The sequence below is a fragment of the Sneathiella sp. genome, assembly GCF_036844445.1.
Classification (GTDB): domain Bacteria; phylum Pseudomonadota; class Alphaproteobacteria; order Sneathiellales; family Sneathiellaceae; genus Sneathiella.
Genome location: NZ_DAIUFV010000003.1, coordinates 342,453 through 368,546, shown reverse-complemented (window position 1 = coordinate 368,546; position 26,094 = coordinate 342,453). Strand labels below are relative to the sequence as shown.

Annotated in this window: 29 protein-coding genes; 7 read left to right on the top strand and 22 right to left on the bottom strand. The window is 61.0% G+C overall.

Going from position 1 to position 26,094, the window contains the following annotated elements:
• Positions 1-63 precede the first annotated feature (63 nt).
• Positions 64-1,056, top strand: a complete 993-nt coding sequence (locus V7Z56_RS08595; RefSeq protein WP_334128983.1) for a hypothetical protein — start codon at positions 64-66, stop codon at positions 1,054-1,056.
• A 14-nt stretch (positions 1,057-1,070) separates the two neighbouring features.
• Here V7Z56_RS08595 and V7Z56_RS08590 read toward each other — a convergent pair whose 3' ends face one another.
• Entirely contained in the window at positions 1,071-1,907 is an 837-nt protein-coding gene (locus V7Z56_RS08590; protein ID WP_334128982.1) for a phytoene/squalene synthase family protein, read from the bottom strand.
• 168 nt (positions 1,908-2,075) lie between these two features.
• Here V7Z56_RS08590 and V7Z56_RS08585 point away from each other — a divergent pair, with 168 nt between their 5' ends.
• Positions 2,076-2,666, top strand: a complete 591-nt coding sequence (locus tag V7Z56_RS08585) for a superoxide dismutase (RefSeq protein WP_334128981.1) — start codon at positions 2,076-2,078, stop codon at positions 2,664-2,666.
• 94 nt (positions 2,667-2,760) lie between these two features.
• Here V7Z56_RS08585 and V7Z56_RS08580 read toward each other — a convergent pair whose 3' ends face one another.
• From V7Z56_RS08580 to yajC, 4 genes are read right to left on the bottom strand one after another with little or no spacing between them, the layout of a single operon-like run.
• Complete coding sequence (locus tag V7Z56_RS08580) at positions 2,761-3,138, bottom strand: Mth938-like domain-containing protein (RefSeq protein ID WP_334128980.1); 378 nt, start codon at positions 3,136-3,138, stop codon at positions 2,761-2,763.
• Between the two features lie 24 nt (positions 3,139-3,162).
• Positions 3,163-4,137 carry a protein translocase subunit SecF gene (secF, locus tag V7Z56_RS08575; RefSeq protein WP_334128979.1) on the bottom strand — a complete coding sequence of 325 codons (975 nt, stop codon included), beginning with the start codon at positions 4,135-4,137 and terminating at the stop codon, positions 3,163-3,165.
• 11 nt (positions 4,138-4,148) lie between these two features.
• Positions 4,149-5,732 (bottom strand): protein translocase subunit SecD, encoded by a 1,584-nt coding sequence (gene secD, locus V7Z56_RS08570; protein ID WP_334128978.1) that lies wholly within the window; start codon positions 5,730-5,732, stop codon positions 4,149-4,151.
• A 15-nt stretch (positions 5,733-5,747) separates the two neighbouring features.
• The gene (gene yajC / locus V7Z56_RS08565; RefSeq protein WP_334128977.1) at positions 5,748-6,095 is read right to left on the bottom strand and encodes a preprotein translocase subunit YajC; all 348 of its coding nucleotides are present in this window, start codon (positions 6,093-6,095) and stop codon (positions 5,748-5,750) included.
• A 246-nt stretch (positions 6,096-6,341) separates the two neighbouring features.
• On the opposite strand from yajC, the gene V7Z56_RS08560 reads away from it, so the two are divergent.
• From V7Z56_RS08560 to V7Z56_RS08550, 3 genes are all read left to right on the top strand, one after another.
• Positions 6,342-7,199: an ATP-binding protein gene (locus tag V7Z56_RS08560; protein WP_334128976.1), complete on the top strand. Its 858-nt coding sequence runs from the start codon at positions 6,342-6,344 to the stop codon at positions 7,197-7,199.
• A gap of 30 nt (positions 7,200-7,229) precedes the next feature.
• Entirely contained in the window at positions 7,230-7,874 is a 645-nt protein-coding gene (gene tmpT, locus V7Z56_RS08555) for a thiopurine S-methyltransferase (RefSeq protein ID WP_334128975.1), read from the top strand.
• A gap of 83 nt (positions 7,875-7,957) precedes the next feature.
• Positions 7,958-8,371, top strand: a complete 414-nt coding sequence (locus V7Z56_RS08550; RefSeq protein ID WP_334128974.1) for a PaaI family thioesterase — start codon at positions 7,958-7,960, stop codon at positions 8,369-8,371.
• A 21-nt stretch (positions 8,372-8,392) separates the two neighbouring features.
• Here V7Z56_RS08550 and V7Z56_RS08545 read toward each other — a convergent pair whose 3' ends face one another.
• The 15 genes from V7Z56_RS08545 to V7Z56_RS08475 all read right to left on the bottom strand — a co-directional run bounded on the left by V7Z56_RS08545 (position 8,393) and on the right by V7Z56_RS08475 (position 22,338).
• Complete coding sequence (locus tag V7Z56_RS08545; RefSeq protein ID WP_334128973.1) at positions 8,393-9,577, bottom strand: peptidoglycan DD-metalloendopeptidase family protein; 1,185 nt, start codon at positions 9,575-9,577, stop codon at positions 8,393-8,395.
• 166 nt (positions 9,578-9,743) lie between these two features.
• Positions 9,744-10,382, bottom strand: coding sequence for a protein-L-isoaspartate(D-aspartate) O-methyltransferase (locus tag V7Z56_RS08540; protein WP_443023774.1), 639 nt, complete (start codon positions 10,380-10,382; stop codon positions 9,744-9,746).
• A complete protein-coding gene (gene surE, locus V7Z56_RS08535) occupies positions 10,382-11,137 on the bottom strand; it encodes a 5'/3'-nucleotidase SurE (protein ID WP_334128971.1) in 756 nt (251 codons plus the stop codon). Before surE ends, V7Z56_RS08540 begins: the two co-directional genes overlap by 1 nt.
• Positions 11,138-11,154: 17 nt before the next feature.
• On the bottom strand, positions 11,155-12,435 hold the full coding sequence (serS, locus tag V7Z56_RS08530) for a serine--tRNA ligase (protein ID WP_334128970.1): 1,281 nt from the start codon (positions 12,433-12,435) through the stop codon (positions 11,155-11,157).
• Positions 12,436-12,567: 132 nt separating this feature from the next.
• On the bottom strand, positions 12,568-13,440 hold the full coding sequence (tatC, locus tag V7Z56_RS08525) for a twin-arginine translocase subunit TatC (protein WP_334128969.1): 873 nt from the start codon (positions 13,438-13,440) through the stop codon (positions 12,568-12,570).
• Positions 13,437-13,883: a Sec-independent protein translocase protein TatB gene (gene tatB, locus V7Z56_RS08520; RefSeq protein ID WP_334128968.1), complete on the bottom strand. Its 447-nt coding sequence runs from the start codon at positions 13,881-13,883 to the stop codon at positions 13,437-13,439. The genes tatC and tatB overlap by 4 nt, the downstream gene beginning before the upstream one ends.
• Positions 13,884-13,933: 50 nt before the next feature.
• The gene (tatA, locus tag V7Z56_RS08515; RefSeq protein ID WP_334128967.1) at positions 13,934-14,161 is read right to left on the bottom strand and encodes a twin-arginine translocase TatA/TatE family subunit; all 228 of its coding nucleotides are present in this window, start codon (positions 14,159-14,161) and stop codon (positions 13,934-13,936) included.
• Between the two features lie 151 nt (positions 14,162-14,312).
• Positions 14,313-15,398, bottom strand: coding sequence for an ABC transporter ATP-binding protein (locus V7Z56_RS08510; RefSeq protein WP_334128966.1), 1,086 nt, complete (start codon positions 15,396-15,398; stop codon positions 14,313-14,315).
• Positions 15,398-17,119: an ABC transporter permease gene (locus V7Z56_RS08505; RefSeq protein ID WP_334128965.1), complete on the bottom strand. Its 1,722-nt coding sequence runs from the start codon at positions 17,117-17,119 to the stop codon at positions 15,398-15,400. The genes V7Z56_RS08510 and V7Z56_RS08505 overlap by 1 nt, the downstream gene beginning before the upstream one ends.
• Before the next feature lie 137 nt (positions 17,120-17,256).
• Positions 17,257-17,859 (bottom strand): SMC-Scp complex subunit ScpB, encoded by a 603-nt coding sequence (gene scpB, locus V7Z56_RS08500; protein ID WP_334128964.1) that lies wholly within the window; start codon positions 17,857-17,859, stop codon positions 17,257-17,259.
• Positions 17,856-18,653 (bottom strand): segregation and condensation protein A, encoded by a 798-nt coding sequence (locus V7Z56_RS08495; protein WP_334128963.1) that lies wholly within the window; start codon positions 18,651-18,653, stop codon positions 17,856-17,858. Before V7Z56_RS08495 ends, scpB begins: the two co-directional genes overlap by 4 nt.
• A 50-nt stretch (positions 18,654-18,703) precedes the next feature.
• Positions 18,704-19,390, bottom strand: a complete 687-nt coding sequence (locus tag V7Z56_RS08490) for a site-2 protease family protein (RefSeq protein WP_334128962.1) — start codon at positions 19,388-19,390, stop codon at positions 18,704-18,706.
• The gene (gene nagZ / locus V7Z56_RS08485) at positions 19,390-20,430 is read right to left on the bottom strand and encodes a beta-N-acetylhexosaminidase (RefSeq protein ID WP_334128961.1); all 1,041 of its coding nucleotides are present in this window, start codon (positions 20,428-20,430) and stop codon (positions 19,390-19,392) included. The genes V7Z56_RS08490 and nagZ overlap by 1 nt, the downstream gene beginning before the upstream one ends.
• On the bottom strand, positions 20,417-21,310 hold the full coding sequence (locus tag V7Z56_RS08480; protein WP_334128960.1) for an SPOR domain-containing protein: 894 nt from the start codon (positions 21,308-21,310) through the stop codon (positions 20,417-20,419). The genes nagZ and V7Z56_RS08480 overlap by 14 nt, the downstream gene beginning before the upstream one ends.
• Positions 21,310-22,338 (bottom strand): DALR anticodon-binding domain-containing protein, encoded by a 1,029-nt coding sequence (locus V7Z56_RS08475; RefSeq protein WP_334128959.1) that lies wholly within the window; start codon positions 22,336-22,338, stop codon positions 21,310-21,312. The genes V7Z56_RS08480 and V7Z56_RS08475 overlap by 1 nt, the downstream gene beginning before the upstream one ends.
• A 116-nt stretch (positions 22,339-22,454) precedes the next feature.
• Between V7Z56_RS08475 and erpA the strand changes: the two genes are divergently transcribed.
• Positions 22,455-22,805, top strand: coding sequence for an iron-sulfur cluster insertion protein ErpA (erpA, locus tag V7Z56_RS08470; protein WP_334128958.1), 351 nt, complete (start codon positions 22,455-22,457; stop codon positions 22,803-22,805).
• Between the two features lie 69 nt (positions 22,806-22,874).
• The gene (gene xth, locus V7Z56_RS08465) at positions 22,875-23,642 is read left to right on the top strand and encodes an exodeoxyribonuclease III (RefSeq protein ID WP_334128957.1); all 768 of its coding nucleotides are present in this window, start codon (positions 22,875-22,877) and stop codon (positions 23,640-23,642) included.
• Between the two features lie 54 nt (positions 23,643-23,696).
• Here xth and V7Z56_RS08460 read toward each other — a convergent pair whose 3' ends face one another.
• Positions 23,697-25,751 carry a hypothetical protein gene (locus V7Z56_RS08460; protein ID WP_334128956.1) on the bottom strand — a complete coding sequence of 685 codons (2,055 nt, stop codon included), beginning with the start codon at positions 25,749-25,751 and terminating at the stop codon, positions 23,697-23,699.
• A 34-nt stretch (positions 25,752-25,785) separates the two neighbouring features.
• A complete protein-coding gene (locus V7Z56_RS08455; RefSeq protein ID WP_334128955.1) occupies positions 25,786-26,031 on the bottom strand; it encodes a hypothetical protein in 246 nt (81 codons plus the stop codon).
• Between the last annotated feature and the right edge of the window lie 63 nt (positions 26,032-26,094).

The window sequence follows — 26,094 nt, the reverse complement described above, 5'->3', positions numbered from 1 at the left end:
GCTACCCTCCCGAATGGGCACTGCGGTGCCCGTATCTTTGGACATGATATGGCTGAATGATTGATGACGAACGCGCACGATAATCAGAAGGAGATCTCCGGAAGATCCGACAACCCCCTGTCGGAGAAGCGCGACCCAAGCGTTTATTTTGCGTTCGAGCATAAGATTTTCAGCGTTGCAGGCGCCTATTTTGCGCTGACGCATGATACCAAGGAACCCTGCTATTTCGTCAATCTCGGGGAAATCAAGGGGGCCATCCCGACCCGGTATCTCAGCAAGGAATTCGATATCGATCCGAAAAGCTCCGATGCGCATCTCCTAGCCACGATCGACAGCGCGCTGAAATATGTGCGTGAAATCCGGCCCAATGATTCCATTCCGCAGGAGCTGCTCGACGGCTCCGCCTCCTGGACCATTGATGATGTGCACAAGGAAATCGCCCGCGGCCGCATCACCGTGCAGCTGATCTCCTGGCTGAGCGGCAACGAGGAGATCGTCCTCAACTTCCGCGAACTGGAAGCAATCGCGAAAGACCCGGAAACCAAGATCAAGGTGCAGCAGGCGTTTCGCGATATCGCCCAGAAGCTCGGCATCAGGCGCGAGGATGTCACCGCCAAGATAGATGATATCGTGCGCGAGCTCGCCTATATCGAGGCGCTGCGCGACTATTACAGCCGCATCCGCAAGATCAGCAGCAACCTCAGCCGTCTCGCCAGCATCTACAAGCGCGACCGGATGACCTCGGAAGAGCTCAACCGGATGCAGATCCTGATCGAGCCGGTGATCAAGAAATTTGACCGCACCTTTATTGAGATCGACGCCCAGACCTGCGAGATGATGGTGATCCTGAAGAATTTCCAGCCGACCATCCAGACGATCCGCCGCACCCGCGACGAATTGCACCAGAATTTCATGATCTGGAATGAAATGGTCGACCAGTGGGAAGGTATTATCGTCGAGGAAGGCCCGGTCATCGAGAAGCTGCTGAAGGCAACCTACCAGTTCCTCGCCCGCAACTTCATGCAGTCGCAGGCCTGGCGGCTCAGCACCGTCTAAGGTATCTCCCGCGCCTAGCGCCCCCGCGCCAGCGCCATGATTTTCCGCACCGAACCGATATCAAGCTTGCGATGGGCCGGATCAAATCCCGCCCGTTCCAGCCGCCGGAGATAAAGCGACGTCAATGCGGAAAGCCGATAGAACGCCCGCCGCTTCGGCCCGCGTGTCTCGATCTTCGCCTTTGCCTCCGCCTGCGTCGCCGCGGCGATTTGCCCGAGCTCGCGCGTGATCTCGAAAAACGCCGCACGATTTTGCGGACTGAACAGCCCGTCGGCGCTGAGGCCCTTCGCCGCAATCATCTCTTCAGGGATTTGCAGCACATCCTGCGCCACATGATAGGGGATGCTGCGAATCATGCCGGTCAGCGCATAGGCCGTCCCGACCTGCTGCGCCGTCGCCAGCCCTTCCTCCGTCTCATCGCCCCAGAGGCGAAACTGCAGGCCGCTCAACAGCCCGCCGGTGGCGCGGGCGTAGGCGAGCAGGTCATCCCTTGTGCGGAACGGAACGGCGTCAAGATCGCTTCCGCGCGCATCGACCATCTGCTGCAATTCCGAAACCGGCAGGTCATGCGCCTTGACGAGATCGCCAAGCGCGCTCGCCACGGGGTGCGCGGGCGGCGCCTTGCCGGCGGCAATCGCACCGAGCGCATCGCGCCACCATTGCAGGCGAATATCGCCCAGCATCGCCTCCGAAACGGTTTCGCGGATCCGCGCAATCTCCGTATTGAACGCCAGCAGTACAAACATTCCAGCGCGCCTCGGACCCGGAATAAACAGCGTGGCGAGCCAGCGGTCATAGTCATACTGCTTGACCTCGTTGAAGAGATACAGGTCCTGTTCGCGGGTATCCAAGGTGTAACTCCCTCTTTTCTATGGAATCATTATAAAAAACTGGAAGCGCGTCCAAAATGGTATATATCTGTATGCATAGCGATATGCGAGTTCTTTCCCCGCAACGGGGCGTGAATTTTCACGGGATTTTGACTGACGAATGACCAGTAAACTGGCAAGAGGAATATTATGGCTTTTGAACTTCCCCCCCTTCCGTATGCAAAAGACGCACTTGCTCCCCACATCTCCGAGGAGACGCTGAATTTCCATCACGGCAAACATCACAATGCCTATGTGACGAACCTCAACAATCTGGTCGGTGACGACAGCCGCTCACTCGAGCAGATCATGAAGGACACCGCCAATGATGCGTCGAAAGCCGGCGTATTCAACAATGCGGCGCAGGTCTGGAACCACACTTTCTACTGGCATTCGATGAAGCCGAATGGCGGCGGCAAGCCGACCGGCGCGATTGCCGACAAGATCAACGCCGACTTCGGCTCTTTCGACAAGTTCGTTGAGGAGTTCAAGAATGCCGGCGCGACGCAGTTCGGCAGCGGCTGGGCCTGGCTCGTCCTCGACGGCGGCAAGCTGAAGGTCACCAAGACCCCGAACGCGGCCTGCCCGCTCACCGACGGCGCGACCCCGCTCCTCACCATGGACGTTTGGGAGCATGCGTACTATCTCGACTATCAGAACCGCCGTCCGGACTATATCTCGACCTTCCTCGATCATCTCGTCAACTGGGATTTCGCCAACGAAAATCTCGCCAAAGCCTAAGCGGCGACGAGCAGTCAACAAGAAAGGCGCCTCAACGGGCGCCTTTTTTAGTGGTCTTTTCCATCGATTTGACCGGAGCGTGCGGCGATTTCCCTCACACCGCGATCAGCGCCGCCGCCACCTGACGGCGCTCCAGCAGCAGGATGTTATAGGTTCTGACCGCGGCGCCGGTGTTCATCACATCGATCACCACACCCTTGGCGCGGAACGCCGCGCGGATATCCTCTTCGATATACGCCATGCCGGCCCCGCAGCCGATCAGCAGGATGTCGATCCCGTCGGCGGCATCGAGCAGCGATTGCAGGCTCGCAAGATCAAGCCCCGCAATATCGCCAAGCGGCCACGCTGTCGTCGTCTCGGGCTGGATCAGGATCGAGCCTTGATAGCGCACGCCGCTGACGCGAAAGCCGCCATCGCCGTAGCTGTTGATAAGTTGCTGCCCTTCCCGCGGAAGGCCGGATATGTCCTGCATGACGTCTCCCTGGGCGGCGGTTGATCAGCTGTTCTTGTTGATCTTCGCCTCTGCCTGCTCCGCCGCTGCGAATTTGCCCGTTCCGTCCTCGTCCGCCGGATGCCTGACCCCGAAATACAGAAGAATGGGCGCACAGACAAAGATAGAGGAATAGGTGCCAATGACAACACCGACAATCATCGCGAACGCAAATCCGCGGATGACCTCGCCGCCGAAGAAATAGAGCGCGCCGAGCGCCAGCAGCGTCGTCACGCCGGTCATGGTTGTCCGCGACAACGTCTCGTTGAGCGACAGGTTGATCATCTCCGCCATCGGCATCTTCTTGTAGCGGCGGACGTTCTCGCGGATCCGGTCATAGATCACAACCGTATCGTTGATCGAGTAGCCGACAATGGTGAGAAGCGCCGCGATAGACGTGAGGTTGAACTCGATCCGCGTGAGCGTATACATCCCCACAGTGATGATGACGTCGTGCAGCAGCCCGATAATGGCGGCCACCGAATACTGCCATTCGAACCGCAGCCAGATATAGATCAGCATCCCGATCATCGAGAGAATGACGGCCTGAACGGCCACTATGATCAGCTCGCCGGAGACTTTCGGGCCGACGAACTCCACACGGCGGAGCGAGACATTCTCGCCGTAATCCGCCGTCAGCTGCTGCTTGATCTTTTCAACCGCCGCTTCCTGCGCGGCCGCCTCACCGGGCTGGCGTTCGGCGCGGATCAGGATATCTGTCTCGCGGCCGAAGGTTTGCAGGGCGACCGAGCCGATGCCGAGATTGCCGAGCGATGAGCGCATCGAGGCAAGGTCCGGCGCTTTCTCAAGCCCGACCTCCATCAGGATGCCGCCCTCAAAATCGATGCCCTTGTTCAGCCCGACCGTCAGAAACGCGCCGGCCGAGCCGAGAATGAGCACGGCCGAAATGGCAAACGCGATCAGCCGCATCCTGATAAAGGGGACGTTTGTATTATCCGGTATCAGTTTAATCTTTTTCATAATCCCGGCCCCTATAGATCAATCGTTTTCGGCCGCTTGTACTGCATCCAGTAATGGATCAGCATGCGCGTCAACATGATTGCGGTGAACATGGAACTCAGGATACCGATCAGCAGCGTCACCGCGAAGCCCTTGACCGGGCCCGTGCCCATCACAAACAGGATCAGCGCGGCGAGCGCAGTCGTCACGTTGGAGTCAAAAATCGTAATGAACGCCCGCCCGAAGCCCGACTCGATCGCGTTGAACGGCGTCTTGCCGACGCGAAGCTCCTCGCGGATACGCTCGAAAATCAGCACGTTGGCATCGACCGCCATACCGATGGTCAGCACGATACCCGCGATACCCGGCAGCGTCAGCGTCGCGCCGATCACCGAGAGGACGGCCATGATAATGAAGATATTCATGGCAAGCGCAATATTCGCAAAAAGGCCGAACAGGCCGTAATAGGCGACCATGAAAATCGCGACGGCGACAATTCCGATGATGCCGGCAAGCTCACCGGCTTTAATGCTGTCCGCGCCGAGATCCGGGCCCACCGTCCGCTCCTCGACAATGCTGAGCGGGGCCGGCAGCGCGCCTGCCCGCAGCAGCAGCGCCAGATCCTGCGCCCCGGCAACGTCAAAGCCGCCGCTGATTATCGCCGCGCCGCCCATGATCGGCTCATTGATGCGCGGCGCGCTCACCACCTTGTCATCGAGGACGATCGCAAAGGGTTTGCCGACATTCTCCGAGGTGGCGCGGCCGAACTGCTTGGCGCCGAGGCTGTCAAAACGGATCGAGACAACCGGCTGGCCCTGCTGATAGGTCGCCTGCGCCCCTTCCAGATTTTCGCCCGAGACCATCACGCGGTTCTTGACCACATAGGTCCGCCCGTCCCCCTCGATGGAGGGCAGCCGCTTCGAGCCCGGTGGCACGCGCCCGGCAGCGCCGACATCGGCGGTAAGGTCAACCAGATGGAAGGTGAGCTGCGCGGTCTCGCCGAGCAGCCGCTTGATGCGGTCCGGATCATCGAGGCCGGGAAGCTGGACGAGAATGCGGTCCTGCCCCTGACGCTGGATATTCGGCTCATTGACGCCGGTCTCGTCCACGCGGCGACGGACAATCTCGATCGACTGATCGACGGCCGCGCTGATGCGCGCCGTGATTGTCGCCTCGCTCGGCGTCAGGGTGATTGTGCCGCCCTCGCCATATTCGATGACGATGTCACGCTGGCCATTTGGCATGACGTTGGAAAGATCCGCGAGCCGCTCGCGCGCCTTCGCCTCGTCCGCCGCGTCCCGGAGCGTCAGGGTGACCGACGTGCCGTCGTGCTTCAGATTGCGATACCCGACGTTATCGCCCTGCTGGCGCAGGCTGTCCCGCACCCCGTCAACGAGGCTCGCCAGCATCTTGGTCTTGACGGTAGCGGTGTCGACCTCGAGCAGCAGATGCGAGCCGCCCTGCAGATCGAGACCGAGGTTAACCTGCTGGCTGGGCAGCCATCCCGGCAGCCCGCTCAAACTCGATTTGGGAAAGAAGTTCGGCAGGGTGTAGAGGATGGCAAGCACGCTGACGAGTAAAACGACAACGGTCTTCCACGTGGGGAAGCGGTTCATGGGTCGTGCCGTCAGTTATTTCTTGAAGAGTTTGCTGACCGGGTTGCCGCCTTCGGGCTTGTTCCCGTCGGTCCCGCCACTGTCGGCGACCGGCTCCGTCTTGCCCTGGACATCGGCGAGCGTCGACTTGACCACGTCGATGCGGATATCGGGCGCAATTTCGATCTGCACCACATTGTCGTCGCGCACCTTGGTCACCTTGCCCATGATCCCGCCGGCCGTCACCACGCTATCGCCGCGACGAACAGCATTGATCATCTCGCGATGCGCCTTCGCCCGTTTCTGCTGCGGCCGGATGAGAAGGAAGTAGAATACAACACCAATCAGTATCAGCGGCAGAAGCTGGGTGAGTCCTTGGTCCATTGTGTCGGTCCTTATGCTCTCTAAATGAACAATGGGCGGTCCTGTTATCCCCACCCTGTTAATGACTGAACGACTTTTATCTTGTTCTTACCCCTGAATGCAAGCCGCAATCAGGAATATCCGGCTTTTGTGTACCACCCCACGGGGGGCACCTGAGCGCCGCGCTTGAACATTCCGTCCGATGGTGGCATTTATGGTGCCTGTCCGTAAGCTGGGGTTCCGCCCTCTCAAATTCAATTGGTGACGATGACAAACGAAGAGATACTGGCGCAACTCACGCGCATTGCCGATAGCCTGGAGCGCCTGGCGCCCGCCGCACCGCAGCCGGTCAACCTCGAGGAGGGCGAGGCGTTCGTCTGGGAAGCAGAAAGCAATCATCTGCGCCCGGTGCCGAAGGTCAATTATGTCGATCTCTCCATTCTCCACGGCATCGACCGGATGCGCGATATTCTTTACGAGAATACGCGGCGTTTCGCGAACGGCCTGCCGGCCAACAATGCGCTGCTCTGGGGCGCGCGCGGCATGGGGAAAAGCTCGCTGGTCAAGGCCTGCCACGCGGCGATCAACCGCGAGAGTGGCAACCGCCTCGTGCTGATCGAGATCAACCGCGAGGATATCCCCTCTCTGCCGCAGTTGTTGCAGCAGCTTCAGAAAACGGATCGGCGCTGCATCATCTTCTGCGACGATCTCTCGTTCGATGGCGATGATACGACCTATAAATCGCTGAAAACCGTGCTCGATGGCGGCCTTGAGGGGCGGCCCGACAACGTGCTGATCTACGCGACGTCTAACCGCCGTCACATGATGCGCCGCGATATGATCGAGAATGAGCGCGCGACCGCTATCATCCCCTCCGAAGCGATTGAGGAGAAGGTCTCCCTCTCCGACCGGTTCGGCCTCTGGCTCGGCTTCCACAGCTGCTCGCAGGACGAATATCTCGAAATGATTCGCCGCTATATCGCGCATTACAAGATCCCGATCAGCGAAGAGGCCTTCAAGGCCGAGGCGATCGAGTGGACGCGCACGCGCGGCTCACGCTCGGGCCGTGTCGCGTGGCAGTATATTCAGGACGTTGCGGGGCGGACAGGAACGGTCATCGCCTGACCGAGCGCCGGGAAACACAAGGGAGGGCCGATGGACGCGGATTTCTGGTACAGAAAATGGGCGACGAACCAGATCGGCTTTCATCAGGATCATCCCAATGACATGCTGATCCGCCATGTCGGCGCGCTGTCGCTCGCGGCAGGCGCGCGCCTCTTCCTCCCCCTTTGCGGCAAGACGCTCGATATCGGGTGGCTCTGCGAGCAAGGCTATCGCGTCGCGGGCGCGGAGCTGAGCGAGCTTGCCATCGGGCAGCTCTTTGAGGATCTCAATCTCACGCCCGCGGTCACTGCGCAAGGCGCGCTCAAACTTTACCACGCGGAAAATATCGATATTTTCGTTGGCGATATATTTGATCTCACGGCGGCGGCGCTGGGCCCTGTCGCGGCCGTTTATGACCGCGCCGCGCTGATCGCGCTTCCCGCCGACATGCGCCGCGACTATGCCCGCCACCTCTGCCGGATCACGAAGGCCGCGCCGCAGCTTCTCATCACGCTCGACTATGATCAGGCCGAGTTGGCCGGCCCGCCCTTTGCCGTGGATGCCGCGGAAGTGCGCCGCCTCTATGCGGCGGCCTATGAAATCGAACGGCTGACAACGCAGGATGCGCACGGCGCACTCAAAAAGGACATGGCGCTCAGCCAGTCGGTGTGGCATTTGCGCCCGCGCAGTCAGTAACGGCCAACTTTACCTTTGAGGTAATTGTCACCGCTACGGATGGCTATCATTTTATTCTGATCCAGGAAAAGGGAGGAAAGCCAATGACACAACCCGATCTCACCGCCTTTATTCACGAGCGCATGCCGCTTTGCAAAACTCTCGGTATTCGCGCCGAGAAGCTGGCCGCCGATGAGGTAATCTTCACGCTCGACTGGGCGCCGGAGCTTTGCACCAGCAATGGCATGATCCACGGCGGCACGGTGATGGCGCTTGCCGATTCCGCGGGCGGCGCGGCCGCCTTCACCAATCTGCCGGAGGGGGCAAGCGGCACCTCGACCATTGAATCGAAAACCAACTTCCTCGGCGCCGTGCGGGAGGGAAAGCTGACGGCGCGGGCAACCCCGCTTCATGTCGGCGGATCGACCATCGTCATCGAAACGGAACTCAGGAATGATGCCGGCAAGCTTATCGCCAAAGTGACGCAGACGCAGACCGTGCTTCGGCCCAAGGGCTGAGCCGGGCTTCGCCGCGGGCGATCAGTCGAGCATCGCGACCGGATCGATCGCCTGCCCTTTCTTGCGGATTTCGAAATGGAGCTGGCTTTGCGTCACATTACCCGATGAGCCGGCATAAGCGACGATATCGCCCTTCTTCACCGCATCCCCCTTCGCGACAACGATCTTTTGCGTATGGCCATAGGCGGTAACGTAGCCATCGGCATGGGAAATCAGCAGGAGGTTGCCGAACGAGCGCATCTCGTTCCCGACGTAGGAGACGACGCCGTTCTCCGCGGCGCGGATGGGCGTACCTTCCTTCACGGCGATATTGACGCCGTCGTTATGGAACCCCGTCTCCTTCTTGCCAAAGCCCGAGATCACCTGCCCCTTGACCGGCCAGGCGAAGGCCTTGCCGCTGCGGGCGGGCGGCGCCTTGGTCGTATACTGGCGCGTCGGTACCGGCGGCAGATCGAGCTTCGCCGTCTGGTAACTTGGCTCCGGTGCAGGCGGAGCGGTTGGCGCAGGCGCGGCGACAGTAACGGGCGCCTTTACCGTGGGTGCAGGCGGGGCTGCGACAGGCGCCGGCGCAGAGGGCGCGGGCAGCGGGGCGCTTAGCGGACCCGAGCTGATCGGCGCGCCCCGGCTTACCACAGTGCGCGTCTCGGACGGCGGCAGCGTCACCTGCTCGGCCTTTGAATTGATCGTCACCGTCTTTACCGGCACGCTCCCCCGTTCCGCCGGGGCGGGCCAGGCTGACATATCGGCGGAAGCGACCAGCACTTCACTCTGCATCGCTTGCGGAACCCGGATTTCCATTCCCGGTAGAAGCCGGTACGGCGCGGCCAGCCCGTTGAAATAGGCGATTTCGGCCACGCTTCGGTCATAGGCGCGGGAAATCGCATAAAGCGTCTCGCCGGGGCGCACGTCATGGCGCTGCAGCGTCGGAACCTTGAGCTGCTGGCCCGGATAAATCACAAAAGGCGCGGCAAGGTTGTTCATCGCGATGATCGCCTGCATCGGCACATGGGCCCGCGCGGCAACCTGCGACAGGCTGCTGCCCCGCTCAACGGTCACGAAATGATAGGAGAGATTGCGATAATCGGGCGTAAAATTATCCGCCACGACGACCGGCTGGGGCGCCGACGGGGCGGCCGACGGAGCGCCTGACGAGGTGGGCACGGCGGCGGGTGTGCGGATGACCTTCGCGCTCCGGTTCTGCGGCACATAGATGTCATAGAGACACCCCGCCAGCAGGGGAAGCAGAAGACTTACGCAGGCAACGCGACTGAAAAAAGATACATACCTCGCCATCATGCCGTTGATATTAAGCATAAAATGGCGGAAAGTCACAACAAAATTAACTCACACAACATATAGCGGCGACTCAAGACTATTCCGCAACCCCTTGAACCATTGGTACGAATCTGACGGGCAGCAGCACCTCTTCCGTGAGGTTGCCCTGCAAATCACGGGTAATGCGCATAATATGCTGGCTGGTGGAATCCCGCCCGACCGGCAGCACCATCACGCCATCGGGCGCGAGCTGTTCAAGCAGCATTTCGGGCACCTCTTCAGCCGCCGCGGTGACGATGATGCGGTCGAACGGCGCCTGCTCCGGCCAGCCTTTATAGCCATCGCCGATGCGCGCGGTGATATTGGTGATCTTGAGCTGCTCGAAGATTTTCGTCGCGGCATCGAGCAGGTTGCGATAGCGCTCGATCGAATAGACGCGGCGGCAGAGCCTTGCGAGGATCGCCGTCTGATATCCCGACCCCGTCCCGATCTCCAGCACCTTGCGCCGCTTGTCCAGATTGAGAAGCTGGGTCATGTAGGCGACGATATAGGGCTGGCTGATGGTCTGCCCGCTGGCGATCGGCAGGGCGATATTCTCATAGGCGCGATCGCGAAAGGTGGGCGAGACGAAAACGTCCCGCGGCACCCGTTCGATCGTCGAGAGGACATCGGTGTTGCTGATCCCCTGCCGGCGCAGCTCCATAATCAGGCGGATTTTCTGGGCCGGGTTATCGATCACGAAAACGCCTTCTGCATCTTCTGGGTCAACGGAACATCCGTCAGATTGAGCGACAGCGGCGTCACCGATACGCAGCCGTTTGCGACTGCCCAGAGATCGGAACCCTTCTGCGGCACACCGAGCGCCGGGCGATAGCCGAGCCAGAAATACTGCCGCCCGCGCGCGTCGATCCGGTCATCAATCGTGAGGTTCGAGAGATCGCGCTTGCCCTGATGGGTGACGTCGATGCTCTTGACCTCGTCGGGGGCGACCGCCGGGAAGTTGATGTTGACGAGCACATCCGGTCCCCAGTCGAAATCGAGCACCTTGCGGATAATGTCGGGGGCGAGCATTTCCGATGTCTCCCACGAGAAGCTTTCATAATCGAGCAGGCACTGGCTGAGGGCGATGGAGCGCACACCAAGCAGCGTCCCTTCACTCGCCGCCGCGACGGTGCCGGAATAAAGCACATCCTCGCCGAGGTTGCCGCCGCGATTGACGCCCGACAGGATCAGGTCCGGCCGCTCGTCGCGGAAGAGATAGTTCATCGCCATCATCACGCAGTCGGTCGGCGTGCCTTCAACGGCATATTCCTTGTCGGCATGCTTGTGGATCCGGATCGGATCGTGCAGCGTCAGCGAGCGCGACGAGCCGCTCTGCTCCTTCTCCGGCGCAACGATGTAGATATCGTCCGAGAGCTGGGCGGCGATCCGCCGGAGGGTCTGCATTCCCGGCGCGGTAAAGCCGTCATCATTGGTCAACAAAATTCGCAACTTCGCATTCCTTTACTTTATCGTAGAACGGCGGGGATTTCCGTTACCCCGCCCATATAGGGCACCAGCGCCTCGGGAATCCGGATCGATCCGTCCGCCTGCTGATAATTTTCCATCACCGCGATCAGCGTTCGCCCGACGGCGAGCCCCGACCCGTTGAGGGTGTGAACGAAGGCCGTTGCCTTCTCGCCTTCCGGCCGGAAACGGGCTTTCATGCGGCGCGCCTGGAAGTCGCCGCAATTTGAACAGCTTGAAATCTCGCGGTAGCAATTCTGCCCCGGCAGCCAGACTTCAATATCATAGGTCTTCTGCGCCCCGAACCCGGTATCGCCGCTGCAGAGCACAACCACGCGATAGGGCAGGCCGAGCCGCTTCAGGATATCTTCGGCGCAGGCCGTCATCCGCTCATGCTCGGCCTTTGACTGCTCCGGCGTGGTGATCGAGACCATTTCGACCTTGGTAAACTGATGCTGGCGCAGCATGCCAGCCGTATCTTTCCCCGCCGAGCCCGCTTCGGAGCGGAAACAGAGCGTATGGGCGGTAAAGCGCTTCGGCAGGTCCGCTTCGCTCAGGATGCTGTCGGCAACGAGATTGGTGAGCGGCACCTCCGCCGTCGGGATCAGATACTGCCCCTCCCCGACCTTGTAGAGATCCTCCTCGAATTTCGGCAGCTGTCCCGTGCCGAAAAGCGCACTCCCCCGCACCATCACCGGCGGGGAGACTTCGAGATATCCCTTCTCCAGGGTATGGACATCCAGCATGAAGGCGGCAATCGCCCGCTCGAGCCGGGCAATTTTCCCGCTGGTCACAACGAAGCGCGATCCGGAGAGCTTCGCCGCCGTCTCGAAATCCATCATCCCTAGCGCTTCGCCAAGCTCGTAATGCTCTTTCGGGGTGAAATCGAAGGACGGGATCTCGCCGACCCGGCGCAGCTCGACATTGCCCGTCTCATCCTCGCCGTCCGGCACCTCGGGATCGAGAATGTTGGGAAGACCGCTCAGCAGCGTCTCAAGATCCGCCTGCATGGCCCGCTCGCGCGCTTCCAGCTCCTGCGCCGCGCCTTTCAGATCCGCCACCTCGGCGATCAGCGCGTCGGCATCGCCGCCGGTTGCCTTGGCCTTGCCGATTTCCTTTGCCGCGGCGTTGCGGCGGGACTGTACCTCCTGCATCTCGGTCTGAACCTTGCGCCGTTCCGCATCCAGATTAAGCAGAGCGTCCGACTGCGACGAAAGCCCGCGCCGCGCCATCGCGGCGTCAAATTCCTGCGGATTCTCCCGGATCCATTTCAAGTCAAGCATATCAAAGCCATTTTGGTTTCAAGATGAATGTCCCTGTGTATAAGGGCGCACTCGCCCGCCGTCCAGAGGGGTTTGCACGCGGCCCGGTATTTATCGCAAATATGTTGCAACGGCCACAGCCGGCGGCGGTCGCTACACCGTGTCTTCCGCCGCATCCTGCGCCTCGCGCCGTTTCTCGATCATCCCCACCGTGACGATGGAGATGCCATAAAGCATGACGAGAGGAACCGCGAGGGTGATCTGGCTGAGTGGATCGGGCGGCGTCAGGATCGCCGCGAGGATGAAGGTGCCGACGATCGCATATTTGAATTTCGACTTGAGCCCGGCGGATGTCACGATGCCGACGCGGCCGAGCAGCGTGAGGAGAACCGGGAGCTGGAAGCAAAGGCCGAAGGCGAAGATGAGCTGCATCGAGAGGCTGAGATATTCGCTGACCCGTGTTTCCGACTGGATCGGCAGGGCGGTCGTCTCCGCCGGGGTCGGCAGATAGGCGGCAAAGTTCGGAAATTCACCGGCAATGGCGGCGAACGCCTGGGCATAGAGGCTCGGGCCGCCACCGGTCTCGAAGCTCAGCAGGAACTTCCAGGCGAGCGGCATGACCATGCCGTAAGCGAGCGCACCGCCGAGGAAAAAGAGGATCGGCGTCGCAATGAGGAAGGGCAGAAAGGCGCGCTTCTCATTCTTGTAGAGACCGGGCGCGACAAAAATCCAGAGCTGCGCGGCGATGACCGGGAAGGCGAGGAAAATGCCGGCAAAAAAGGCGACCTTGAGATAGGTGAAGAAGGCTTCATGCAGCCCGGTGAAGATCATCCGCCGCCCTTCCACATCATCGCCATAGGCCGAGACAAGCGGCTTGACGAGGAAAGCGAAAAGCTCCTCCGAGACGAGGTAGCAGAGAATAAAGGCGATGACGAGCGCCACAACCGAATAGACAAGCCGATTGCGGAATTCGATCAGATGCTCCATCAGCGGAGCCTTGCGGTCATCAATCTCGTTATCACTCACGGCGCGCTGCTTCCCGATCTTGCCGAGGCGGAGGTATCCGTGGCCTCTGCCTCATTTGCCGCCTCGCTCGCCGTCTGCACCGCCTCGGACGGTGCGGCCGGCTTCGCCTCGGGCGCGGCGGGCAGCGTGGCCGTCTCGCCAGTGTCGCGGATTTCCGGCTTGATATCGTCGAACATGCCCTGCATCGACCCGGTCGGATCGACCGCGTCTTCCACCTGCTTCTTGATACTGTTCTCCGTCTCGGCGACCTTCTTCTTGAGGTCCTCGAGCTCCGCCTCGCGCGCCAGATCGTTAAGACCGGTCTGGAACTCGCGCGCCATGGCGCGGGCTTTGCGCAGATATTTGGTCATGGTGGCGATGGCGCGCGGCAGATCCTTCGGGCCGACAACCAGGATCGCGACCATCAGCACAACGACCATTTCCGACCAGCCAATATCAAACATGGCTACTCACATTTTTCGGGTTGAATATGGATGAAAAGGCAGCAGCGGCCTCAGCCCTGCGCAGCCTTGTCCTTCTTTTCCGCTGCATCGCTTTTCGCGGATTCAAGGGCTTCGGGAGCGGCGTCCGCCGCTTTCGGCTCATCCTCATCGGCCATGCCCTTCTTGAAATTCTTGATGCCTTTCGCAAGATCCCCGGCCACACGAGGCAGCTTGCCCGCGCCGAAAATGATCAACACGATGACAAGGATCAGAATTATTTGCCACGGACCAATACTCATGTTCTCAGCTCCTGTTCCCGTAACGGGAATTCGTCAATTCATATACCGCCCATCGATAGACCTTGCTTCCGCGTCCGGACGCAGGGCCCGCAAAGCAATAAATATCTCTCAACCGATACTATATAAAGGCCGGAGGCCGTTTATACGACAATTAATTGCCGTTTAACACGGCTTTATCGCCGGCCGCGGCGTTTTCATCGCCCGGAAAGATAAAGACGCCTTCGGGATTTAGCCAGAGCGCGCAGCGATCGCCTATCTCGGGACGGCCGAAAGCGGGCATGCGCGCCGTCACGCAGAGCCCGCTCCTGAGGCGAAAGTCAACCAGCGCATACGCGCCGAGATTGCGCGAAAGGATTACTTCCGCCGACGGTGGATGATCAGTCTCGCGCGGTTTCAGGCGAATCGCTTCGGGCCGGATCAGCACTTCGTCGGTAGCGATCGCCTTCGTTGCGGCGGAGACCGGAATGCTGCCAAGCTCGGTCACAAAGTCATTCCCCGCGCGCCGCGCCGGCACGCGGTTGACGCTGCCGAGGAACGAGGCGACGAAGGCATTCGCCGGGTAATTATAGAGCGCACCCGCGCTTCCCTGCTGGACGATCCGGCCGCCTTGCATGAGAACGATTTCATCGGCCATGCGCATCGCCTCTTCCGGATCATGGGTGACCATCAACACGGTCGTTCCCATTTCCTTCAGCAGCGCGAGCGTCTCGTCGCGCACCTGATTGCGCAGCACCACATCAAGCCCCGAAAAGGGCTCATCCATCAGGATAACGCGCGGACTTGGCGCAAGGGCGCGGGCGAGCGCGACGCGCTGCTGCTCCCCGCCCGAAAGCATATGCGGATATTTCTTCGCCGCCGCCGCAAGGCCGACGGTCTCCAGCATCCGCATCGCGCGCTCGCGCCGCTCGCGCGCCGGAAGATGGGTGAGGCCGAAGGCGATATTGTCAAAGACATTGAGATGCGGAAACAGCGCATAATCCTGAAATACCAGCCCGACGCGGCGATCCTCGGGCCCGATGAAGACCTGCTCGTCCGCCACGATATCCCCGTTGATACTGATCCGGCCGCGGTACGGCACCTCAAGCCCCGCCGCGAGACGCAAGGTCGTCGATTTGCCGCAGCCGGACGGGCCGAGCAGGCAGACGAGCTGTCCCGCCCCTACCTCCAGCCGGTCGATCTCGACGGAATGCGCCCGGTCATACCGGTGACAGACATTTTCAAATACCAGACTGCTCATTAGATTGCTTTCCCTGCATCTGCTTTCTGCCCGGGACGCGAGCGGGAAATCGCCCGGCTCAAGATAATGACCGGCAGGATGCCGGCGAGGACAATCGCGAGCGACGGCGCGGCGGCATCGGCAAGCCGCTCGTCGATGGCAAGCTCATAGGCGCGCACCGCCAGCGTCTCGAAGCCAAAGGGGCGCATCACCAGCGTCGCCGGAAGTTCTTTCATTACATCGACAAAGACCAGCAGCAGCGCCGTCATCAGACTGCCGGAGATGATCGGCAGATGCACCCGGCGGAGCTTGGCAAAGCCGGTAACACCAAGGGTGCGGGCGGCGCGGTCCATATTGGGGGTGACCGTATCGGTCCCCGCCTCCACCGTGTTGAGCGAGATGGCAAGGAAGCGGACGGTATAGGCGAAGAAAAGCGCCACCATCGTCCCGCTCAGCAACAGGCCGGTCGAAATGCCGAACGTGCTTCGCATCCAGTGATCGATGCCGTTGTCGATAAAGCCGAACGGCAGCATGATGCCGACGGCAAGCACCGGTCCCGGCACTGCATAACCCATGGCGGCGATCCGGAGCGAGACCTGCTCAAGGCGCGAGGGGGCGCGGCTTGCGCGCCTCGATCCGTAGATCAGCAGCAGCGCGACAAGCAGCGCCAGCACGGATGCCACCAGCGAAACGCTGACGCTGCTGAACACAAGACCGGCAAAGCCCGCGTTGAAGGCGCTGCTCGAATGGAGAATGCTGTCTTTCAGAAGCCAGCCCGTCGGCAGCAGAAAGCCGAAAAAGATCGGCAGCAGGCAGGCAAGAAAGGCAAGGAGCCTCCGCCCCGGCGAGAGGCGGTAGCGGCTGATGGCGAGATAGCGCCCCGTGTGGTGGAATTTCCGCCCGCCGCGATTGAGGCGCTCAATGATAATCAGCGAAAAGACGAACAGCATCAGGATGGCGGCAAGCTGCGCCGCGGCGGCCGGCTCGCCAAGCCCGAACCAGGTCCGGTAGATGCCGGTCGTAAAGGTGTCGATGGCGAAATACTGCACCGCGCCGAAATCGCTCAGCGTCTCCATCAGGGCGAGCGCAAGGCCCGTCACGATCGCCGGGCGCGCGAGCGGCAGGGCGATGGAGAAAAAGCCGCGCCACGGCCCCCGCCCGAGCGTGCGCCCAACTTCGAGCGCGGCGATCGACTGCTCGACAAAGGCCGCACGGCTGACCAGATAGACGTAAGGATAGAGCACAAGCCCGAACATCAGGATCGCGCCGCCGATGCTGCGGACCGACGGGAACCAGTAATCCATCCGCCCCCAGCCGAAGGCCTCGCGAAGCGCCGTCTGCACGGGGCCCGCATAATCGAACATGCCGGTATAGGTGTAGGCGATGATATAGGCCGGCATGGCGAGCGGCAGGAAGAGCGCCCAGGAGAAAATCCGCCGACCCGGAAAGTCGCACATGGTCACAAGCCACGCCGTCCCGACCCCGATCAGCAGGACGAGGACGCTCACCCCGAGGGCAAGAAGCAGCGTGTTGACCAGATAGAGCGGCAGAACCGTGCTCGCCAGATGGTCCCAGATCTCCCCGCTCGGCACGAACATATAGCCAAACACGACCAGCACCGGCAGCGCGAGGATCAGCGTGATCAGGAACATGCCGAGCGCTGCGACGGGCACGCGCCTGCGCGGTGCGTCCCGCCGGGACAGCGTCTGCCGATTTTCTATTTCCAGTGCGCTCAATGCCATCGCTCTTCCGAATAAAGCTTCCGCCTTCTTGGCATGACATACCTTATTCGTAAATAATAATCACTAGCAATGGCAAACAAAAGCCGTAGTTGCGTGGTGGCATCTGGGGCATATGGTCGCGTGGGGGGCCGATGCGATCAGTATTCCTCTTCTTCCTCGTCGATGATCGGATCTTCTTCCGTCGTCGCGAGATCGGCAAAGATGCTGCCGGGCTCAAGGTTGAGGAGGCCGGCCGCCTTCATCTCATCGAAGCCCGGCAGGTCCTTGATATCATCGAGGCCGAAATGGATCAGGAACTCTTCCGTGACGCCATAGGTCACCGGCCGGCCCGGCGTCCGGCGGCGGCCGCGCGGGCGGATCCAGCCCGCATCGAAGAGCACGTCCATTGTCCCGCGGCTGAGCCCCACACCGCGGATTTCCTCGATCTCCGCCCGCGTCACGGGCTGGTGATAGGCGATGATGGCCAGTGTCTCGAGCGCGGCGCGGCTGAGTTTACGCGTCGTCTCGCGCTCCATCTCGAGCAGCCAGGCGAGATCGGGCGCGGTGAGAAAACACCATTTCCCGGCAAGGCGCACAAGATTGACGCCGCGCGCCTTGTAGCTGTCCTGAAGCGTGGCAAGAAGCGCGCCGATATCCGCGCCGTCCGGCAATCGCTCGGCAAGCGCCGCCTCATCGAGCGGCTCACGCGAGGCGAACAGCAGCGCTTCCGCCATCCGCAGATGTTCGGGATCGATAGTCATTCGCCGTCTTTCCTCAACTTTACGTGAATGGGGCCGAATGTCTCCGCCTGGCGAAGCTCAAGCCGCCCTTCCTTCGCCATTTGCAGGCTGGCGAGCAAAGTCGAGGCCTGTGCCGAGCGGCGACTGAAGGAGGTTGCGAGATTGTCCGGAAGGTAGGACATCAGATCGGTCCATTCGGGAAGTTTGCCGAGCATCCGCTCCAGCCGCTCCAGCGCCTGCTCAACCGAATAGACCGCCTCGCGCATCAGGCGGAGCGGATTGGTGATGCCCTTGCGCTCTTTCTGTGCGGCATAGGCATGCAGCAGTTCGCGCAGCGTGCAGTGATAGCGCGACTGGCGCAGGATGCGGATCGCCTCCGGCCGGCCGCGGGCGAGACGGTCGCGCCCCGTGATGCGCCCCGCCATCAGCTTGTCCGCCGCGCCGCGCATCGCCTCCAGCTTGCGGAGCATGAAGGCGAGCCGGTCGGCAAGCTCCTCGCCCGTTGGTCCCTCGTCATCCGTCTCCGGCGGCAGCAGGAGCCGCGATTTGAGATAGGCGAGCCACGCCGCCATGACGAGGTAATCGGCCGCGATTTCAAGGCGAAGCGCCCGCGCCTGTTCGATGAAATTGAGATACTGCTCGGCGAGTTCGAGGATGGAGATTTTGAGAAGATCAACCTTCTGGTCGCGCGCCAGCAGCAGCAGGACGTCGAGCGGCCCTTCATAGCCGTCGAGATCGACGAGCAGCGCCTGCGTCGGATGCGGGATCACCTCGGGGTTTTTCTGTCCGGCCTCATCGAAGGAGCCCTTATCCACGGTAGGCCCCCGTTTTCGCCGATTGTCTGCAGCTCCTCATGCGAAAAAATCTAGCCGAGACCGGCGAGCTTGGCAATCAGATTGACCATAAAGCCGATCGGCTCACCGAGCAGCCAGCTCAAGGGATTGACCTCATGGCCGAGCGCGCCGCTAATCATCGGGACGAGGAAAATCAGCCCGATCAGGATCAGAAACCCGTAGCGCTCTGTCCGCGCGAGCGGTATCGCGAGGCGGTCCGGCAGCAGCCCCACCGCGACGCGCCCGCCATCGAGCGGCGGCAGCGGCAGCAGGTTGAAAACGCCGAGGATCACGTTGAGGACGATGCCGTTGCGGAAGTTATGCGCAAACCACATCGCCACCTCGCCCGACATATACTGCAGCGTATGCACCCCGAGCGCGAAGAGAAAGGCGAGCAGGAAATTCATGCCCGGACCGGCGAGCGCGACCCACACCATGTCGCGGCGCGGATTGCCGAGCCTTCCGACATTGACCGGCACCGGCTTCGCATAGCCGAAGAGGAACGGCGCCTTGACCAGCAGCAGAAAGGCCGGAATGATCACCGTCCCCATCGGATCGATATGGCGGAACGGGTTGAAGGTCACCCGCCCCAATCGCTTCGCCGTGTCATCGCCGAGCCGCCAGGCGACAAAGCCATGCGCCGCCTCATGCAGCGTGATGGCGGTAAGGGCGGGAATAATCCAGATCGAAATCTGATAGAGCAGCGCGCCGAAATCCATCAGACGATGCCTTCCGCCAGCAGCTCGGCGAGGCGGACGCTGTCCGCCTCCCGGTCGAGCGGCCCCGTCCCCGAGGACTGTATCCTCTCGCCCTGGTCAATCCGTGCGCGTGTCGCCTCCCCCGGCGGCGGGCAGCAGGCCGCGACCTCGTGCATCTCCTCGAGCCTGCCCGAGCAATGGAGGACGATATCAACGCCTGCCGCAAGCGCTTTCGCGGCGCGCGCGCCAAGGCTGCCGGCAAGCGCCTGCATATTGATATCATCGGAGAGCAGCAGGCCATTGAAGCCGATCTCGCCGCGGATAATCTCATCAATGATCGTCTTTGAATGCGTCGCCGGCTGGGCCGGATCAATATCGCTGAAGACGATATGGCTGGTCATCGCCCAGGGTAGCGGCGAGAGCAGGTGAAAGGGCATGAAATCCATCCTGCCTAACTCCTCGCGTGGCGTCGCGACATGCGGCAGTTCAAGATGACTGTCGACCGTTGCCCGGCCATGCCCCGGCAGATGCTTGATGACCGGCAGGATCCCGGCCTTCAGGAGCTCCTCCGCCACCACGGCGCCGAGGCGGGCGACGATATTGGGGTCGGCGGCAAAGGCACGATCGCCGATGGCGCCTACCGTTTCCGGCAACCGCAGATCGAGGCAGGGCGTACAGTCGACACTGATCCCCGCCTCCCGCAGGTCGGCGGCGATCAGCCGCGTAGTGAGACGCAGCATCTCGATTGCGCGCTCCGCATCGCGCGCATACAATTCGCCGAAAAAGCCGAAGGGGCGCGCCTCGAACCAGTGCGGCGCACGAAGTCGCTGCACCCGTCCGCCTTCCTGATCAATGAGAATGGGCGTCGCCGCGCGGCCTGTTACGTCGCGAAGGCTCCGGACAAGCTCGCGAAGCTGCGCCGGATCTTCCACGTTGCGGGCGAACAGAATGAAACCGAACGGCGGCTCCGCAGTGAAAAACTCCCGCTCCGCCGCGCTGAGGCGCGGGCCTTCCAGTCCGAAGATAACAGAGCGATAACTGCCCGGATCAACCGCTGACAACAAGACAATCCTGTGAGGCGGCCTTCAGATTGTCGCAGAGCTTCGAGGCGCTGTCGCGCGTGCCGAAGGAGCCGATCTGCAGCCGGTAATAGGTCTTGCCGTTCACCTCGACATCCTGCACGCGATAGCCGATGCCGGAAAGCAGCGCGCCATGCTTGCCGCTCAGCATCGACCACTGCTTCTCCGCCGCTTCCCGGTTGCCGAAGGAGCCGACCTGGACCCAGCTGTTGCCGCCGGGTGTCGCGGTTGACTTTGGCGCCGGTGCCGGGGTCGCCGCCGGTGCCGGAGGCAGGGCGGCGGTGACGGTCTTTTCCGCCTTCTCGGACGCAGCAGTTGCACCCTCGCTCGTCGCGGCGGCGGTCTCCTTTGCCGTCTCATCGGCCTTGTCCGTCGTCTCTGCGACCTTTTCGCTCGCCGTCTCGGCGGCTTCCTCTACCTTCTCGGCCGCCGCCTCGCCGTCTTCGGTCGCGGCGTCAACGAGCTTGTCGAGCCTGTCTTCATCGGCTGCCTGCTCGGCCTCGCTCACCTCGGGCTTGGGGTCAGGGATCGCCTGCTCGGGCGGGGCCATCAGCTTTTCAACCCGGTCCGGCGTCCCGGTCGAGTTGAGCACGTTGAAGACCTGTTTGTCCTGGTTGGGCACTTCCATCCCGCCCGGATCTTCTGGCGCGACCTTGACCGGCGATTTATCGGCGCTGATGATCGGCGGCGCAAGCTGCACGCCCTTTTTCACGCCCTGGTCATAGGCATACCAGATGCCGATGCCAAAGCCGACAACGATCAGGATTGCAAGTGTTGCGCCGATCCATTTCCGGCGGCTGAACCGCGGCTCATCGTCACCGTCGTAAAAATCATCGTCCGGATATTCGTCTTCTCGGTTCACTAGCCGTACTCCTTTACCATATCGACGCCGAGAACTGTCATCCCGCCATCCAGAATTGTCTCCACCGCCGCAAAAAGGGCGATACGCGCCTCCCCTGCCGCGCCCTGCAGATAGTCCGATGACACGGGGCGCAGCGTCTCGAACTGGCGGAAAAATAGCAAGGAAAGGTCGTGGAGGAAAGAGGCGAGATAATATCCGTCAGCCTTGCGTAAGGTTTCCTCCACCGCGAGCGGCCAATCTGCAAGGCGCCGCGCAAGGGAAATCTCTCCCGGCAGGCGCAAGCGGGACAGGTCCGCCCCCTCTTCAATCGCTTTTATTCCCGCCTCCCGTCCGGCCGCCAGTCGCCGCAGCAGCATCCGTGCGTAAGGAAGGGCGAAAACCGGGTTATTATAGCTGCGGTCTGTGGCTAAAATAGGGCTGAAAGCGCCGGTAAAGGCCGGCGGATTGGCTAGCAGCGCAAATTTCACCCGTCCCTCGCCGCATTTGCTGAGCGCCGCCGCGGCGGGATAGCCGCTTTCCGCGGTGAGCGGCGCAGGCCGGGCGCGCGTCACCGCAACCCCGGCAAGGTCGGCGAGACGGAAAAGCGCCGCCGCATTCACCTGCCGGCGAAGCGCGGCAAGATCCGCTGCCTCTTCGGGTGCAGGAGCGATAGCCGCCGTCAGGGTGAGATCGCCAAGGCCATAGGCCGCGCCCGCCGTCAGGATTTCCGGGATCTCACCCGTCCAGTAGCTGCTCTCATAATAGAGATTGAGATAACCGGAGGGTTGCCGCGCGACGTCCTTCACGCCCGGAAGGGCGCCGAACGCCTTGATCAGCGCCCCGATATGACGCTCCGCCTCCGCTCCGGGCAGCATCGCGGTCAGGAGGATTGCCGCATTGGTGGTCAGGTCGCCATAGGCGCTGCGCTGCGGCGGGCGAAGGCGAAGATCATTCATAAAGCGCTGCCACGCCGCATCATCTGCAAAAGCCGTGGCAGGCAGCGCATTTAACAGCGCCCGGCGCGCGATGACAGCATAGGAGGGGATCACAGGCGTTGCAGCTCTCTTTCGGGCGGTCAATTGACAAACAGGCAAAGATTAATACATCATCTATTGTATAGTATGATATTTCAGGGGTGGATATCCCTGTCACGCAGGTGGATGGAATGTCAGTGATGAATGAAATTGAGCCACCGGTCAAACTCTCGGAATCGGCGGCGAACCGGATCAACGCCATTGTCGAGGAGCTGGATTCCGACAAGAAGATGCTGCGCGTTGCCGTCAATGGCGGCGGCTGTTCAGGCTTTCAGTACAGCTTCGACCTTGACGATACGCAAAACCCCGACGATGTCGTGGTGACGAACAAGGGGGCGACGCTCCTGATCGACCAGATCTCGCTGCTCTATCTGGCCGGCGCGGAAGTCGACTATGTTGAGGATATGATCGGCGCGGCGTTCCGGATCAATAACCCGAACGCCACGGCCTCCTGCTCCTGCGGGACCTCATTTGCCGTTTGATCGCTCCGGTAAAGATGTTAGAAAAAAGGCCCGGTTTCTGCCGGGCTTTTGTATTTTATGGGGGATGAGATGAAAATTGCCAGCTGGAACATCAATTCGGTGAAAGCGCGCCTGCCGCGGCTGGTGGACTATCTGCAAACCCACGCGCCGGATGTGATCTGCCTGCAGGAGCTGAAGGTGACGGACGACAACTTCCCCCGCCTCGAGGTGGAAGCGCTCGGCTATCACGTCGAGACGCTCGGCCAGAAAACCTACAACGGCGTCGCCATCCTCTCGAAACTCCCCATCGCGGATGTCCACCGCGGCCTGCCGGGCGATGATACGGACGAACAGGCGCGCTATATCGAGGCAACCATTGCCGGCATCCGCATCGCGTCGATCTATCTGCCGAACGGCAACCCGGTGGACAGCGAGAAATTTCCCTACAAGCTCGGCTGGATGGAGCGGCTTGTCCGGCATGCGAAGGGCCTTCTTGCGAGCGAACAGCCGATCGTTCTTGCCGGCGATTACAACGTCATTCCGCAGGATGAGGATTGCTATGATCCGAAGGCGTGGGAAGGCGATGCGCTTGCCCGCCCCGAAAGCCGCAACCGGTTCCGCCGGCTTCTCAACCTCGGCTATGCCGACGCCTACCGCGCCTATACGACCGATATCAACTACACCTACTGGGATTATCAGGGCGGCGCGTGGGCCAAGGATCACGGCATCCGCATCGACCACCTGCTGCTCTCGCCCGAGGCGACGGACCGTCTCATCAGGGTCGGCATCGACAAGGGCCCGCGGGGCCAGGAGCGCCCATCCGATCACACGCCGATCTGGGTCGAGCTCACCGACTAGCCCGGCGTCCGCCCCGCCTTTCGATGGCAGGGGGCGCGGCGGAAAGCTTGCGGGTTACTCTCCCTTCTGCCGCGCGATCAGCCAGTATTTCGTCTCCCCGACGATCTCATAGCCCGCTTTACGGGCGAGATCGCGCTGAAACTCCTCAGCCGCCGGATGGATGCCGGCGACGTTCCCACGTCCCTCAGGATTATTGTCGAGCGCGAGCACCGGCGCGCCCAGGTCGCGCAGTTTGCCGACCAGGATATCGCGCTTCTCCGTGCTGTGGCCGAAGAAGAAAGCCGCCTTCTGATCGAGCGCCGGCTGCAGCCCGGTCAGGCGCGTCAGGTTGAGCGGGATCTCGCTGATCCACTCAAGCCCCGGGTGCGTATCGATAAGCCCTTTCAGCTCATCCGCCTTCTCAAGCGCGTAGGTGCAAAGCTCGTCTGTCGCCGTAATGCCGTCAAGACAGGGCGCGAGCCGCCCGGTGAATTTGTCGGCAAGCGTGACCCGCGTCTCCTTCGACCAGGCGCGGGCGACCGGATTGCCGAAGATATAGGGAACGATCAGCACCGCGAGGATGAATGACCAGACGAGCCGGTCCGGCTTCGGCCCCTTGGCGAGCTTCGGCAGCATGATCAGAACATAGAGCAGGAAGGTGACCAGCATATTCTGCAGCGAAAAGCGGTTCATGACATAGGGGCCGACGCCGATAATCATGCCGATCATGACAAGGTTCTGAAACTCGATCGCGGTGAGCGGCGCCCGCTCCTTGACGCTCAGCAAAGCCCGCGCAAAGAGCACGAACACGTGGATCATCACCCAAAGGAGCGGCAGGAAGAAATAAACCGGCAGTCCCGCAAAGCCGCTGGTGCCGCTTTTGATCTTGATATCGGCAAGCTCGATCAGCGTCGCGAGGGTAAGCCCGATCGGATCATCGAACAGCACCGCCGTCAGCACGGCGCCGGCGACAAGGAAACTCGCCGCAAATGCCGCCATGGCGATGACAAGGCTCCGCATGCCGCGGCGGATATTCTCGATAAAGAGCGCGAAACCAAGCGCGAGAATGCAGTAAAATCCGGTCTCGAAATTGAAATAGAGAAGCGCGGGCGACAGGAGACCGAAAATGATCGGCGTCACCACCCCTTTCCTGTCCGCGAGATAGAAGGACAGGATGATAAGGAGCGGCACGATCATGATGCGGATCGGCAGCTGGTTCGGCGCGTCAAACGTGGTGGCGATCCCGGAGATGCGGCCGGAAAAGACAAACAGGATAAAGAGCGACGCGACGAAGATCATCCGCCTGTTCTCAAGACCGAGGCGCTGGATGACGATCCAGATGACGAGGCCGGAGAAAAGGAGATTGGTGAATTTCAGAAACGCCGCCGTTCCGCCAAGGCTCTCAAAGAATGGTACGAGGCGCGAGGCGGCAACAAGCTTGTTCAGCAGCACGCCGTAATTGGTAAAGGCGGCATATTCCGATTCCGTGAAGGGCGGCGTATAGAGCCCGTCGCCAATGACCGCCGACCAGTGCATATCCATGCTGAAAAGCCGCGTATCATAAACCTGATAGGGCAGGAAAATCGGCAGCACATATAGGATGCCGACCACCAGAACGAGCGCGGTGAGGATAGTGCGCGTCTGAAAGCGGCCCTTGATCGCCTCCATCAACAGATAGGCGGTCGCGAAGGCGAGCAGAAAATCGCGCTCTTTCAGGCCCGTCTGCAGCATGTTGACGCCCGTCCGGCTGTAGGCGAAGAAGAACGCGGCCCAGAAAATCACCCCGACCCACGGCTTCAGCCAGTCGGGAATGACCGTGGAAAAGGCGCGGCTCGGTTTGCCATTTTTAAAACGCTCCGGCGCGAAAAAGCCGGCGACAAGGAAAAAGGCAAAGGTCAGAATGCCGAAAAAATTATAGAAATGCGTCTGAACACGCGTCTCGTAATAGCGCAAATAGGAGATCTGCTCGGGCGTCAGGACGACGTTGACGGGGGAGTTCTGAACCCAGATATAGGAAATTCCGAGCGCCGCCACAGCGAGGAAAAGCAGCGCATACACGATGCGCACGTCGATCAGTTCGACAATATTATCAACAAGTAAGATGGTTTTCTCGTTGAAAGATGAAAACACGCCTGTGAGTTTATCCTTCAGGGAAAATAATTTTTCAGTGCTCATTCGGAGTGTACTCTTTAATGAAGCCGCTTTGAGTGGTGTATATCAACTCTTCTGAAATTACAATTTTTTGCCGATTGCGATGAGAGCCGCAAGGCTTGAGAAGCGCGCGCCCGGCAATCTTGCCGCCGCCATCCTTTGTCGCCGACTGCATCGCGCGCTCGTTGCCAAGGCCGCCGCTTTCGCCCGGGTTATAGGGGGTATTTATGGTGGTTTTGTGTTCTTGCCCGCCCCGCATTGCCGGATTTACGCATAAAAAAGCCCGCCGCAGGGCGGGCTTCTTTGTCTTTTCCGGTGTCGT

What these genes read in the sequence shown, in the direction of transcription:
- V7Z56_RS08490 (WP_334128962.1), bottom strand. Translation starts at nt 19,390, where the DNA reads ATGGATTTCGGCGCGCTGCTCTATCAGATTTCGATCTGGATTATTCCC.
- tatB (WP_334128968.1), bottom strand. Translation starts at nt 13,883, where the DNA reads ATGTTTGATATTGGCTGGTCGGAAATGGTCGTTGTGCTGATGGTCGCG.
- secD (WP_334128978.1), bottom strand. Translation starts at nt 5,732, where the DNA reads ATGAACCGCTTCCCCACGTGGAAGACCGTTGTCGTTTTACTCGTCAGC.
- serS (WP_334128970.1), bottom strand. Translation starts at nt 12,435, where the DNA reads ATGCTTGACTTGAAATGGATCCGGGAGAATCCGCAGGAATTTGACGCC.
- erpA (WP_334128958.1), top strand. Translation starts at nt 22,455, where the DNA reads ATGTCAGTGATGAATGAAATTGAGCCACCGGTCAAACTCTCGGAATCG.
- V7Z56_RS08580 (WP_334128980.1), bottom strand. Translation starts at nt 3,138, where the DNA reads ATGCAGGACATATCCGGCCTTCCGCGGGAAGGGCAGCAACTTATCAAC.
- V7Z56_RS08560 (WP_334128976.1), top strand. Translation starts at nt 6,342, where the DNA reads ATGACAAACGAAGAGATACTGGCGCAACTCACGCGCATTGCCGATAGC.
- V7Z56_RS08510 (WP_334128966.1), bottom strand. Translation starts at nt 15,398, where the DNA reads ATGAGCAGTCTGGTATTTGAAAATGTCTGTCACCGGTATGACCGGGCG.
- tatA (WP_334128967.1), bottom strand. Translation starts at nt 14,161, where the DNA reads ATGAGTATTGGTCCGTGGCAAATAATTCTGATCCTTGTCATCGTGTTG.
- xth (WP_334128957.1), top strand. Translation starts at nt 22,875, where the DNA reads ATGAAAATTGCCAGCTGGAACATCAATTCGGTGAAAGCGCGCCTGCCG.
- V7Z56_RS08595 (WP_334128983.1), top strand. Translation starts at nt 64, where the DNA reads ATGACGAACGCGCACGATAATCAGAAGGAGATCTCCGGAAGATCCGAC.
- V7Z56_RS08455 (WP_334128955.1), bottom strand. Translation starts at nt 26,031, where the DNA reads ATGCGGGGCGGGCAAGAACACAAAACCACCATAAATACCCCCTATAAC.
- V7Z56_RS08505 (WP_334128965.1), bottom strand. Translation starts at nt 17,119, where the DNA reads ATGGCATTGAGCGCACTGGAAATAGAAAATCGGCAGACGCTGTCCCGG.
- V7Z56_RS08550 (WP_334128974.1), top strand. Translation starts at nt 7,958, where the DNA reads ATGACACAACCCGATCTCACCGCCTTTATTCACGAGCGCATGCCGCTT.
- yajC (WP_334128977.1), bottom strand. Translation starts at nt 6,095, where the DNA reads ATGGACCAAGGACTCACCCAGCTTCTGCCGCTGATACTGATTGGTGTT.
- tmpT (WP_334128975.1), top strand. Translation starts at nt 7,230, where the DNA reads ATGGACGCGGATTTCTGGTACAGAAAATGGGCGACGAACCAGATCGGC.
- V7Z56_RS08585 (WP_334128981.1), top strand. Translation starts at nt 2,076, where the DNA reads ATGGCTTTTGAACTTCCCCCCCTTCCGTATGCAAAAGACGCACTTGCT.
- secF (WP_334128979.1), bottom strand. Translation starts at nt 4,137, where the DNA reads ATGAAAAAGATTAAACTGATACCGGATAATACAAACGTCCCCTTTATC.
- scpB (WP_334128964.1), bottom strand. Translation starts at nt 17,859, where the DNA reads ATGACTATCGATCCCGAACATCTGCGGATGGCGGAAGCGCTGCTGTTC.